A 12838-nucleotide genomic window follows, 5' to 3' on the forward strand; every position below is an offset into this window, starting at 1 on the left:
TCAGCGACCGACGTCAAAGGCCAGGCTGGCCCAGGCGCCGCCTTCGGCCAGCGCGGTCAGCTGCTGGCGGCCGGGCTCGCCGAATTCGCGCCACAGCAGCTGGCGGCCGCGGGTCTCACCGACCCAGCGGCCGTTGAGCAGCCACTGCACATCGCCATCGACACCCACCGCGCGCAGGGCAAGCCGAGGCGGCTTGGCCGAGCCGGGGGCGCGCAGCAGCAGCGCGCCGTCGTTGACGCCTTCGATCCGCATCGCCACCGCCTGGCCGCGGCCGTCATCTCCGCAGCCGGTGGCCAAGGGCGGCAGGCGCGAGGCCTCGCGTTCGGCCGCGCCCAGCCACGGTGACGCCAGCGCCGGCCAGCGCGCGATGTGGCGCATGCGTCGCTCGTGCGTCCCGGCGCAACCGGCGGTCAGCCGAAGACCACTGGCGGCATCCACTTCGATCCGTTCGAGCACCGGCGCCCAGCTGCGCGCGTCGCGATCGGGCAGCGAGGGTGGCACCGCGCCGTCGAGCACCCAGGCCTGCATCCGCCGATGGCAGGCGCCTTCGGGCTGTGCCTCGGCCGCGGTGCCCAGCGGCCAGCACACCTCGCGCCCGGCGACGTTTGCCGGCGACGGCAGGCGTGCGCCATCGCCGGGACGCTGCGGCAGGCTGTCGACCACTTCGAACATCAGCGGCAGTGCGGTGACCGCGCCGTACTGGCCCGGCAGCGGCGTGCCGTCCGGACGCCCGACCCACACACCCACGGTGTAGCGGCGCGTGGTGCCGAGCGCCCAGGCATCGCGATAGCCGTAGCTGGTGCCCGTCTTCCAGGCCACGCGTGGCCGTCGGCCGGTGTCGAAGGTATCGGCGCGCTCGCCCGGGCGCGGATTGGAGGCGAGGATTTCGTGCACGATCCAGGCCGCACCCGGCGACAGCAGGCGGCGCTCGACCAGCGGCTCGTCGGCGGCGTAACGCACCCGCCCGGCGATGCCGCCGCGCGAAAGCGCCGCCTGCGCACCGACCAGGTCCTCAAGCCGCGCGCCGGTTCCGCCGAGGATCAGGGTGAGGTTGGGCTGCGCGCCGCGCGGGAAGCGCAGGCCGATCCCCGCGTGGTCCAGGCGCGCGGCAAAGCGCGCCGGGCCCACGCGGTCGAGCATGTCCACCGCCGGTACGTTGAGCGACAGGCGCAGGGCGTCGGCCACCGACACCGGCCCGTTGAAGGCGGCATCGAAATTGCCCGGTCGATAGCCGCCGAAGGACTGCGGCGCGTCGACCAGCAGGCTCATCGAATGCACCAGGCCGTCGTCGATCGCCATGCCGTAGACGAAGGGCTTGAGCGTGGAGCCCGGCGAGCGCCACGCGCGCACCATGTCGACGTGGCCCAGGCGTGCGGCGTCGCCGAAGGCAGCGGTGCCGAGGTAGGCGCGCGCTTGCATGGTGTCGTTGTCGACCACCAGCAGCGCCGCCGAAGTGCGTTCCGGCAGCTGGCCGACGTAGTTGCCAAGGCGCTCCTCCAGCGTGCGCTGCAGGGCGGCGTCGATGGTCGATTCGATGCGGTCGGCGCGCGGATGGCGCGAGCGCAGGCGCTGGGCCAGCAGCGCCGCGGACAGCGGCGGCTGCAGGGCGCGCGCGACCACCGGCTCGACCAGCGCGTCGTCGACTTCGGCGCGACTCCAGCGTCCACTGGTGACCATGCGTTCAAGCACCTTGTCGCGGGCGCGACGTGCCGCCTCGGGCTCTCGGTCGGGCCGCAGGCGCGTGGGCGCCTGCGGCAGCACCGCCAGCAGCGCGGCCTCGGCGTGCGACAGCCGCGTGGCGGGCTTGCCGAGATAGGCCCAGCTCGCCGCCTCCACGCCCTCGATGGTGCCGCCGAAAGGTGCGCGTTCGAGGTACAGCGTGAGAATCTCGTCCTTCGTCAGGTGTACCTCGAGCTGCAGCGCGCGCAGCATCTGCCGCAGCTTGCCCGGCAGCGTGCGCCGGTGCGGTTCGAGGATGCGCGCGACCTGCATGGTCAGGGTGGAGCCGCCGGAGACGATGCGGCCGCTGCGCGTGGCCTGCCAGGCGGCGCGCAGCAGGGCCGGCGGATTCACGCCGGGATGGCGGCGGAACCAGCGGTCCTCATAGGTGAGCAGCGCATCGACGTACAGCGGCGAAACGGTGGCCTCGGAGGCCGGGTAGCGCCATACGCCGTGGGCGTCCGCGAAGGCGCGCAGCGGCGTGCCGTCGCGCGCGGTGACCAGGGTGGCGTGATCGCGCGCTTCGGGCAGCGGCGGCGGGAACGCAAAATCGAGTCCAAGCAGCAGGACCAGCAGCACGACAGTCCCCCAGCGCAGGATCGCCGGCCAAGACACCGGCCGGTGCGACCCATCGGCGACCGGCCTGCCGCCTACTCCCGACTCCACCACAAGCTCACGGTTGCACCACCGTCATCCGCGCCGGCTGCGCGCGGCCCACGCCGCGCAGCTCGGGCCGGTACATGTCCTCGACCAGCGGCGGCGGCACGATGTACTCGCCCGGCGTGACCGCGCGCACCAGGTAGAACACGTCCGCGCTGCGCCCGGCGTCGAGCCTGATGGCGGCGACGTAGCGGTCGTCGCGGAACTCCTCGTGCAGCAGCTCGGCGGCGCTGCCGCGCTCGTCCAGGCGGATGCCGCCGACGACCACGTCGGCCCATGTGGACGCATCGCCCAGGTTCATGTTCTCGATCTCGAGGCCCGCCGGCAGCAGGTCGGTGAGCAGTGCGTCCGGCATGTCGCGGTCGGCGGTGACGGTGACGCGGACCACCAGCGCCTCGCCCTCGCGCAGCGCGCGCGGCGTCCAGGCCTTGCCGTCGGTGGTGTACCAGCGGCGCTCGACGCGCATCATGCTGTCATCGGGCTCCGGGGCGGCGCGGGGAATGCCGGCCACGTCCATGCTCGCGTAGAGCGGAGCTTGGCCCTCGGGAAGCAGGCGCACGCCTGAGGCCAAGGCCTGGTGGCCGTAGCCGCGAGAGAAGCGGCGCATCGGTTCCAGCGCCTCCTCCACGCCGGCCTCGACCAGGGTGCCGGAGAACGTGCGTCCGGGCGTGCCTGCCAGCGCGCGGCCAAGCCGCGCCAGCGCCGACTGCTCCTGCGTACTCAAATGGAACCATCGCGCCTTGCGGCGGGCATCGAGCTCAAGCCCGAGCGTGCGCAGGCCGGCGCTGCGCTGCGGCGTGGCCAGGTCGTGCTCGCGCACCAGGGCCTGCATCAGCGCGGCGTCGCGCAGCGGCGTGCCGTAGTCGCCCAGCCAGCCGGGCCGCTCGCGCTTCCACGCAAAGGCCGCGTCCAGCGCCTTGCCGCCGCGGGCGGCGTCGCCCTGCAGCGAGAGCGCAAGCCCGAGATGCGCCAGCGGCATGGCGCTGCGCGCTGCGTCGCGTCCGCCGTCGTACAGCGCGCGGAGCGTCCCGAGCGGCGCGCGGTTCACGCGTGCGAGCACGTAGCCGGCGTGGGCCTTGTAGGCCAGGCGCAGGTGCTCGCGGTTGTCGCGGCCGTAGAACTGCTGGCCGTCGGAGAGCAGGTCTTCCGACATCCGCGACAGCGCCTTCTGCAGCATCGCGTCGGGCACCTGGAAGCCCTCGTCCCGCGCATCCAGCAGGAACTCGGCGACATACGGCGTCAGCATCGGCTCGGTTCCGCCGCTGCCACCCCACATCGCGAAATGCCCCGTGCTGGACTGCAGCGCGGCCAACCGCCCGAGCGCGCTCTCCATCCGCCGCAGGCGATCGTCGCCGGGCAGCGGCGACATGCCGTAGGCTTCGGCGGTCGGCGCATCCAGCATCAGCGCCGCGTAGCCCTTGCTGGCAGTCTGTTCGGCGCAGCCGTAGGGATAGCGCAGTGCACCCTCCAGCGCCGCGGCAAAGGCGATCGGCGGCGTGGCGCTGAGGCCCAGGCGCGCGTTCACCGATGAAGGCAGAATGCCCTCGGCCAGCGAGGCATCGAGCACCACCGGCGCCAGTGGATCCAGCACCAGGCTGCGCGAACGCAGCACCTGCGGCCAGGGCGCGCGCACCGGCAGGTCGTAGCTGCGATCGACCGCCACGCCCGGCCCGTCCACCCGCACGCGCACCTTGCCGACCTCATGGCCGTCGAGCGCGCGCAGCGGGAACGATTGGGTCGAACGCCCGTCGGCCGCGAGCGCCACGCTGCGCACGCCCTCCTCCACGTGCAGCGGCCCGATGCCCTCCACGCGCACCCGGAAGTCGCCCGGCTTGCCGGTGAAGTTGGCCAGGTCGAGCGTCATCGTGCCGCGGTCACCGGGCGCCATCACCCGCGGCATGCTGGCCTCGGCGACCAGCGGCGCCCGCACCAGCAGCTCCGCGTCACGGTTTCCGTAGGCCTCGTCGCCGAACACCAGCGCCGAGACGCGCAGGGTGCCGTTGAAGTCCGGCAGCGTGAACTCGACGGTGGCATTGCCCTTGCCGTCGAGCTTCACCGGTCCCGAGAACAGGTCGATCGTCTGCACGCGCGCGGTTGGCCGCCGGGCCTGTGGCAGCGCTTCCAGGCCCTGGTCGCCGCCAAAGCGCAGGCGCGCGGTGCCGCCCTCCAGGCTTTCGATCACGCGACCGTAGATGTCGTAGGCCTCCACGCCCAGCCTGCGCTGGGCGAAGAAGTGGCGGTTGGCGTCGGGCACCGGATAGCGGGTGATGTTGAGGATGCCGACGTCGACCGCGGACACCGTCGCATGCGCGGCCTTGCCGGCCAGCGCCGGCACGGCGAGCGTCACGCGCAGGGTGTCATCGGGCTTTGCCTGCTTTGGCAGCGACAGGCCCACCGCCACGCGCCGGTCGCCGCGTTCCATCGGCACGTGGGCCACGCCGACCGCGCGCGCCGGCGTCACCTTGCTCGCCGCACTGCCGCCGCGGAAGACGAGCGCGGTCACGTAGACGTCGTGGCGCTCCCAGTCGGCGGTCACCGGGATGCTGTATTTGCTGCCGGCCTTGGCATCGATAGCCTGCACGTAGAGCAGGCGGTCGCTCTCCACCAGCAGCAGGCCCTTGCCGGCGTGCGGCGGCGTGACCGTGACTTCCATCGTGTCGCCGGCGCGATAGCCGGTCCGATCCAGCGCCAGCTTGACCTTGTCCGGCCGCGCATCCAGGCCGCGGTTGTCGTCGTTCCAGCTCCAGCCGGCGTTGAAGGGATAGCGCGTGACCAGGCCGGTCTCCGGGTCGCGGACCTCGACGCGGTAGCCGCCCCATTCCACCGGAAGATCGACCCGGACGGCGGCTTGCCCGGCGTCGATGGTCCGCGTTTCCACCATCTCGAAGCGGCTGGTGTGGCTGTAGTCCCAGCCGGCGTCGTCGTCGAAGTTCCAGTGGTAGTCGCGATGCTCGCGCACCAGCTTCAGCTCGAGCCCGGCGAGCGGCCGCGGCGTTCCATCGGCGTCGACGCGGAAGATCTCGAAACCGGCCCGCGCGTTGGCATCGCTGCCGTCCTTGTCGTCGAACAGGGGACGCACGCCGACCAGCGCGTCGGCCGGCCAGAGCACGCGCTCCAGGCTGCGGTTCACCGTGCGGCCGCCGCTTTCGTACAGGCTGCCGGCCAGCACCACCGACACCGGCGTGTCGCCGCGCACTTCGGCGGGCAGCCGCAGCGCCTGGGCGAGCCTGCCTGCACCATCGAGCGTGGCGTCGATCACGTCGCTTGCCTCGCGCGGCAGCGACACGGTGGGATCGCCGAAGAAGTATCCCGGCAGGGACTCCACCGGGTGCTGCTCCACCGCGACCGCGAGGCGTGCGGTGAAGCGGTTGCCCGCGGCCGGCGCGCCATACAGGTAGGCACCGGTGGCCTCCAGCCGCAGCGCGTCGCCCTTCGCCAGGCGCGCCTGCGCGCTGTCGAGATCCAGCTTCATGCGCTCGGGCAGGAACTCCTCGATCCGCAACGCCATGCCCTGCACGGCGTCCTTGTCAGCGGGATCGGTACGGAACTCGACCTGCCAGCGCCCGGTGGGCGCCTCGACCGGGATCTCCCTCTCGAAGCGGTAATAACCCTGCGCACCGGCTTCCAGCCGCGATTCCACGAAGGTCTTGCCGTCGGGCTGCTTCAGCCGGGCGAACAGCGGCTGCGCTTTGCCGCCGGTCACCGCCGGCACCGGCTTGCCGTCGGCGTCGCGCAGCAGCGCGGAGACGCGCACGGTTTCGCCCGGGCGATACAGGTCACGGCCCGACCAGGCGAAGACCTCGAACCAGGCCTGCCTGCGGCCCGCCACCGCGAACTCGGAAAGATCCAGCGCGGGCTGGTTGAACGGCAGCAGCGAGACATCGTTGCCGCGCGTCGCCACCAGTACCTGGGACGCGTCGAGCTTGTGCTTGAGCACGGCGTTGCCGTTGCCGTCGGTCTCGGCCTTGAACACGGCTTCGCCCTTGCCGTCGAGCACGCGCAGCTCGACGCCACCCAGCGCCCCGCCGCCCTGCAGCGAGGCGGTGTGCACGAACAGCTGGTCAGCGTATGCGCGCACGTGCAGACCGATGTCACTCACTGTGAAGAAGGCGGTGTCGTACATGCCCTCGAAGCTGCCGGCACGCTTCATGGTGGCGAAGTACAGGCCAGGCTGCTGCAGCTCGGTGATGTCCTGCAGCGGCAGGTAGGTGACCGCGCGCTCGTTGCGCTCGCCGCCGAGCACGAAGCGGTTGACATAGACCGGCTCGGCCATCCGCGCCACGCTGCGATCGCCGTTGTAGCGGTTGTCCAGTTCCCAGCCGCTGCGCCGGCCGCCGCGCTGGTACTCGGAGAAGAAGCGTGCGAGCTCGGAGTCGCGCACGCGCAGGAACTCGACGTCGACCTCCTCCACGTTCACCGACACCACCGGCAACCCGCGGGATTCGCGCGCCGGCAGCACGCTGCCCTGGGACGCGAAGCCGGCGGCTGGGTCCAGCTCGCCGGTATGGACCTTCTGTTCGATGTCGCGGCCGAGCGTGCTGCCGTCGGCGGCGGTGAGCGCGGCGGAGATGCGCAGCGTGTAGTCGCGATCGGCCTGGACGAAGGGGAAACGCAGCACGCGGCCTTCATCGTCCAGGCTCCAGCCGCTGTCGGCGGCCACCGGTTCGGCGAAGGTCAGCAGCTTGTCGAAGTCCTGGGTGCCGACCAGCGGCTGCGAGAATTCGACCGCGAGCGCGAGCGATCCATCAGTCTGGTCCGGCCAGGCGCGCACCAGGCCGAAGCCCTGCACCTCCGCGCGTTCGGCGACGATGGCCTCGCCGCTGGGCGCAGGCATCTGGCCGCCTTCATTGCGCTTGCAGCCCACCGGCAGCAGCGTCAAAGACAGCAGCACCACGGCCGCGGCGATGAGCCGCAGGCCGACCGAACGATTGCTTCCCTTCATTGCCAGTCCGCCGTCATGAGTTACCGGCAGTATAGAAGCGCCGGCAGTCCCGACGACAACGCACCACGGCGCGAAACGGGGTTCCGCCTTGACCGCATCTGGTGAACCTGCCGCCTACCGCCCGCTACCGCTACCGCAGCCCGCAACTGTAGGAGCAGCTATAGATGCTCCTACAGGAGGCGGCGGACCGGGGCGGCGGGCGGGGCCTCAGTCGGCCGCGGTCCCTTCCGGTGCAGCATCGCCTTCGCCATCGACATCGCTGCCATCGGCATCGGCATCGGCATCGGCACTTGCAGTACCGGCAACACCTTCAATGACCTCGCTGCTTTCAGCGCCTTCGTCGCCGTCATCGTTGCCGTCGTCGTCAACGATCGAACCGTCCACGCGCTCGATCGCCTGCAGGCGCTCGCCTTCGCCAAGGCGGATCAGGGTCACGCCCTGGGTGTTGCGGCTGACCACGGAGATCTCGGCGGCGCGGGTGCGGACCAGGGTGCCTCCGTCAGAGATCAGCAGCACCTCGTCTTCGCGGCTGAGCAGCACGGCGGCCACCAGGGCGCCGTTGCGCTCGGTGGTCTGGATGCCGATCACGCCCTGGGTGCCACGGCCCTTGCGCGGGTATTCCGCCAGGCGCGTGCGCTTTCCGTAGCCGTTGGCGGTGGCGGTGAGGATGTAGGCATTTGGCTCGCCAGCGAGCTCGGCGTCGGCATCGACGACATCGGTCGCGTCACCGGCAAGGATCTCGTCGCCTTCGAACTCGACCAGGCTGTCGGCGTGTTCGGCCACGATCAGGCCCACCACCGACTCGCCCTCGGCCAGGCGGATGCCGCGCACGCCGGTGGCGGTGCGGCCCATGGCACGCACGGCGGACTCGTCGAAGCGCACGGCCTTGCCGTTGCTGGCGAACAGCATGATGTCGCGCCCGCCGTCTGTCAGCTCGGCGCCAACCAGGGCATCGCCATCTTCCAGGTTGATCGCGATCTTGCCGCGCGCCAGGCGATAGGCGAACTCGGTGAGCGGGGTCTTCTTGACCGTGCCGCGGCGGGTGGCGAAGAACACGTACTGGTCGTCGCGGTACTCGCGGACCGGCTGCACCGCCTGCACCTTTTCGCCCTCTTCCAGCGGCATCCAGTTGATCAGCGGCCGGCCGCGCGCGTTGGCGCCGGCCTCCGGCAGCTGGTGCACCGGCAGCCAGAACACGCGCCCCCTGCTGGTGAACGCCAGCAGCGTGTCGTGCGTGTTGACCAGCCAGAGCTGGGCGATGAAGTCCTCGTCCTTCGTGGTGGCAGCGTTGCGGCCGCGGCCGCCGCGCTTCTGCGCGCGATACGCGCTGACCGGCTGGCGCTTGGCGTAGCCGGCCTGGGAGACAGTCACCACCACGTCCTCGGGTTCGATCAGGTCGAGGATGTCGAGGTCTTCCTCGCTGGCACGGATCTCGCTGCGGCGCGGGTCGCCGTACTCTTCCTTGACGTTGCGCAGCTCGGTGCGGATCACCTCCAGCAGCACTTCCGGATCCTCGAGGATCTCGATCAGCACGCGGATGGCTTCGAGCAACTGGCGGTACTCCTCGGTGAGCTTTTCCTGCTCCAGCCCTGTCAGGCGATGCAGGCGCATCTCGAGGATCTGCTGCGCCTGGACTTCGGTCAGCTGGTAGCCGCCCTCGAGCAGGCCCACGCCCTTGGCCAGGTCTTCCGGACGCGAGGCCTCGGCACCGGCCGCGCCCAACAGGCTGCCGACCAGGCCCGGCTGCCACAGGCGCGCGAGCATGCGCTCCTTCGCCTCCTGCGGATTGTCCGAGGTCTTGATCAGCTCGATCATCTCGTCGATGTTGGCGAGCGCGACGGTCAGGCCTTCGAGGATGTGGGCGCGGTTGCGCGCCTTGCGCAGCTCGAAGATCGTCCGGCGCGTGACCACTTCGCGGCGATGGCGCAGGAAGGCCTCGAGGAACTCCTTGAGGTTCAGCAGACGCGGGCGGCCGTCGACCAGCGCCACCATGTTGATGCCGAACACCGACTCCATCTGGGTCTGCTGGTACAGGTTGTTCAGCACCACGTCGGCGGAGTCGCTGCGCTTGATCTCGATGTAGATGCGCATGCCGTCCTTGTCGGACTCGTCGCGCAGCTCGCTGATGCCCTCGAGCTTCTTCTCCTTCACCAGCTCGGCGATCTTCTCGATCATCCGCGCCTTGTTCACCTGGTAGGGGAGCTCGGTGACGATGATCGATTCGCGACCGTTGTCGGCAATCTCGATATCGGCCTTCGCGCGCATGCGCACGCGGCCGCGGCCGGTGCGGTAACCCAGGTGGATGCCGCCGACGCCGTTGATGATGCCGCCGGTGGGAAAGTCCGGGCCCGGGATGTATTCCATCAGGCCATCGATGTCGATGTCCGGGTCGGCGATGAGCGCGATCAGCGCGTCGATCACCTCGCCCAGGTTGTGCGGCGGGATGTTGGTGGCCATGCCGACGGCGATGCCGGCGGAGCCGTTGACCAGCAGGTTCGGGAACCGGGTCGGCATGACCGTCGGCTCGTGTTCCTTCTCGTCGTAGTTGGGCTGGAAATCGACGGTGTCCTTGTCGATATCGGCCATCAGTTCGTGCGCCATGCGCGACATGCGCGCCTCGGTGTAGCGCATCGCCGCGGCGGGGTCGCCGTCGACCGAGCCGAAGTTGCCCTGGCCGTCGACCAGCATGTAGCGCAACGAGAACGGCTGCGCCATGCGCACCAGGGTGTCGTACACCGACTGGTCGCCGTGCGGATGGTATTTACCGATCACGTCACCGACGATTCGCGCCGACTTGTAATACGGCTTGTTGCTGTGGGCGCCGAGCTCGTGCATCGCGAACAGCACGCGGCGGTGCACCGGCTTGAGCCCGTCGCGGACGTCTGGGAGCGCGCGGCCCACGATCACGCTCATGGCGTAATCGAGATAGCTGCGACGCATCTCGTCCTCGAGATTGATCGGGATGATTTCCTTGGCGAGCTCAGCCATTGCGACCCTTCAGAATGGTTCGGAAGACTGCCTCCGAACGCTGCGCAAAAGCCCGCGCGCATGTCCCGGCAGAACCTCGGGATTCTATCACATCCGACCAATCCCTGCCCGCCCGATCCCGCCAAAAATCAATGGCTTGCGAGCGCATCGGGCATGCTTTGCGACCGTACCGGACACCCCCGCCATGGCCGACGCTCCTGTAGGAGCAGCTATAGCTGCGATAGCGCGAAGACAGGGAAACGCCTTTCAGCCACGGATTTACGCGGATCAGGCGAATCACACGGATCAGGCCGAGGCAAGCCCGTTGCCAGGGAGCCACTCTGAAACACAAAGCCGGATCGGAGCGGGGTTTGGACACTGGCCTCGGCTCAATCCGCGTGATTCGCCTGATCCGCGTAAATCCGTGGCCAAAAATGCTCTTGGCTTTTTACCTGGGTGCGGTCGCAGCTAGAGCTGCTCCTACACATGGGGCGTCGCGGACGGGATACGAAGACGGCTTGGCGAGCCGCGCGCTCAGTTGCCGAAGAGTGTGCGCATCAAGGCTTCGTCCGGGCGCTCGACGATGCCCTTTTCGGTCACGATGGCATCGATCAGCGCGGCCGGTGTGACATCGAACACCGGGTTCCAGGCCTGCACGCCTTCGGCAACGGTGCGACTGCCGCCCGCGCCCAGCAGTTCGCCCGGGTCGCGCTCCTCGATATCGATCAGATCGCCCGATGCCGTGGCCATGTCGACGGTCGACGACGGTGCCACCACCATGAACTTCACCCCGTGGTGGCGCGCGGAGATCGCCAGCTGGTAGGTGCCGATCTTGTTGGCGACATCGCCGTTGGCGCAGATGCGGTCCGCGCCCACCACGACCCACTGCACCTCGCCGCCCTTCATCAGGTGCGAGGCCGCGGCGTCGGCGATCAGGGTGGCGTCGATGCCGTCGGCCTGCAGCTCCCACACCGTCAGCCGCGCGCCCTGATTCCAGGGCCGGGTCTCGCCGGCGAAAACGCGCCTGACGCGACCCTGGGCAACGCCGGCACGGATCACGCCCAGCGCGGTGCCGAAGCCGGCGGTGGCCAGCGAACCGGTGTTGCAATGGGTGAGCACGCCGCTGCCGGCATCGATCAGCGAGGCGCCCAGCACTCCCATCGCGCGGTTGGCCGCCAGGTCTTCGGTCTCGATGGCGCGCGCCTCGGCCTCGAGCGCAGCGCGCCAATCACTGCCCTCGCCCGCCTGCGCGCGAAACAGCGCGGCGCGCATGCGCGCCAGCGCCCAGGCCAGGTTGACCGCCGTGGGCCGCGCCGCGTTGAGCCGCCGCAGCGCGGGCTCCAGGCGCTCGACCGCCTGCGCGGCAGCATCGGCTTCGATGTCGCGCGAAGCCAGCACCGCGCCCCAGGCCGCGGCGATGCCGATCGCCGGTGCGCCGCGCACCGCGAGCGCATGGATCGCGGCAGCGACGGCGTCGCTGTCGACGCAACTGACGTATTCGGTGGTGAAGGGAAGCTTCCGCTGGTCCAGCAGTTCCAGCGCGTCGCCGGTCCAGCGGATCGGGCGGATACGGTCGTAGCGGGCGTAGTCGATGGTGTCGGTCATGCACCGGATTCTACCGGCGGCCACTTGGATATCCGCAGCCTGTGCAAGCTGTGCATCGCTTCCGCGAAGCGCCATCCGCGAGCCCTGACAGTTATCACTATCCCCAAGTCGCGGCTGTCGAGACAATGCGGTCATGCAAGCGCACCGCAAAACCCTGTCCCTGGCGTCGCTGGCACTGCGCCTGGCCGTGCTCATGGCCGTTCTCCTCGCCTGCTGGCGCATCGGGGTGGCGGAGCTTCCCGGCAGCGCGCCGGAATCGCGCATCGCGCTCGGCGCCGGCCTCTCCTGCACGGCATTGATCACCGTGCTGGTGCTGGCGCACTTCGACCGCCTGCCGCGCGCAGTTCTGGGCCATCACGGAGCAGCGGCCAACGCCCGCGCGTTCCTGCTTGGTGCGGCCCTCTGGCTGGTGCCCGCCCTGGCCGGCATCGGGGTGTGCGTGGCGCTGGGCTGGGCCACCGTGTCGCTGCACGCATCGCCCGCAGAGCTGCTGGTCACTCTTGCGCTGGTGGGCCTGGCCGTGTTCCTGGTGGAAGCTTTCCCCGAAGAACTCGCCGTGCGCGGCTACGCGCAGGGCTTGCTCGGCACCCGGTTCCCGCCATGGGCGGCCCTGCTGCTGCAGACTGCCCTGTTCCTCGGCTTCGCCTGGGCGCTGGGCGCGATGTCGACGCCGTCGCAACAGATGCTGCTGCCCGGGTTCGCGCTGATCCTTGGCTATGCCCGTGCTGTCGGCGGCAGTGTCTGGGTCCCGATGGGCGTGCATGCGGCCTGGATGACCACGACGCAGGCCATGTCGCCGGGCTACGGGCTCGTCGTGGTCGAAGGCCTGCAGGCCGTGCAGTTCATCGCCTTTGCACTGCTGCCCTCGGCCGCGATCGGCAGCGTGCTCGCTGTGCGTGCGCCCGGCTTCTCCTGGACCCGCCAGGCGCATCGGTAACCAGCGCG

The 12838-nt window shown here is 70.2% G+C and carries 5 protein-coding genes; 1 reads left to right on the top strand and 4 read right to left on the bottom strand.

Annotated features, from left to right (window positions below; all coding sequences use genetic code 11):
• The 4 genes from pbpC to mtnA form a co-directional block, all read right to left on the bottom strand.
• Positions 1-2298, bottom strand: coding sequence for a penicillin-binding protein 1C (gene pbpC / locus WCE37_RS04420; protein WP_343278307.1), 2298 nt, complete (start codon positions 2296-2298; stop codon positions 1-3).
• A gap of 94 nt (positions 2299-2392) precedes the next feature.
• Positions 2393-7321 (bottom strand): alpha-2-macroglobulin, encoded by a 4929-nt coding sequence (locus tag WCE37_RS04425; protein WP_343278308.1) that lies wholly within the window; start codon positions 7319-7321, stop codon positions 2393-2395.
• Positions 7322-7528: 207 nt separating this feature from the next.
• On the bottom strand, positions 7529-10309 hold the full coding sequence (gene gyrA / locus WCE37_RS04430) for a DNA gyrase subunit A (protein WP_343278309.1): 2781 nt from the start codon (positions 10307-10309) through the stop codon (positions 7529-7531).
• Between the two features lie 513 nt (positions 10310-10822).
• On the bottom strand, positions 10823-11893 hold the full coding sequence (gene mtnA / locus WCE37_RS04435; protein ID WP_343278310.1) for an S-methyl-5-thioribose-1-phosphate isomerase: 1071 nt from the start codon (positions 11891-11893) through the stop codon (positions 10823-10825).
• Positions 11894-12026: 133 nt separating this feature from the next.
• On the opposite strand from mtnA, the gene WCE37_RS04440 reads away from it, so the two are divergent.
• Positions 12027-12830 (top strand): CPBP family intramembrane glutamic endopeptidase, encoded by an 804-nt coding sequence (locus WCE37_RS04440; RefSeq protein WP_343278311.1) that lies wholly within the window; start codon positions 12027-12029, stop codon positions 12828-12830.
• Positions 12831-12838 lie beyond the last annotated feature (8 nt).

Source organism: Luteimonas sp. MJ250 (assembly GCF_039548455.1).
Taxonomy (GTDB): Bacteria; Pseudomonadota; Gammaproteobacteria; order Xanthomonadales; family Xanthomonadaceae; genus Luteimonas.

What these genes read in the sequence shown, in the direction of transcription:
- WCE37_RS04425 (WP_343278308.1), bottom strand. Translation starts at nt 7,321, where the DNA reads ATGAAGGGAAGCAATCGTTCGGTCGGCCTGCGGCTCATCGCCGCGGCC.
- gyrA (WP_343278309.1), bottom strand. Translation starts at nt 10,309, where the DNA reads ATGGCTGAGCTCGCCAAGGAAATCATCCCGATCAATCTCGAGGACGAG.
- mtnA (WP_343278310.1), bottom strand. Translation starts at nt 11,893, where the DNA reads ATGACCGACACCATCGACTACGCCCGCTACGACCGTATCCGCCCGATC.
- WCE37_RS04440 (WP_343278311.1), top strand. Translation starts at nt 12,027, where the DNA reads ATGCAAGCGCACCGCAAAACCCTGTCCCTGGCGTCGCTGGCACTGCGC.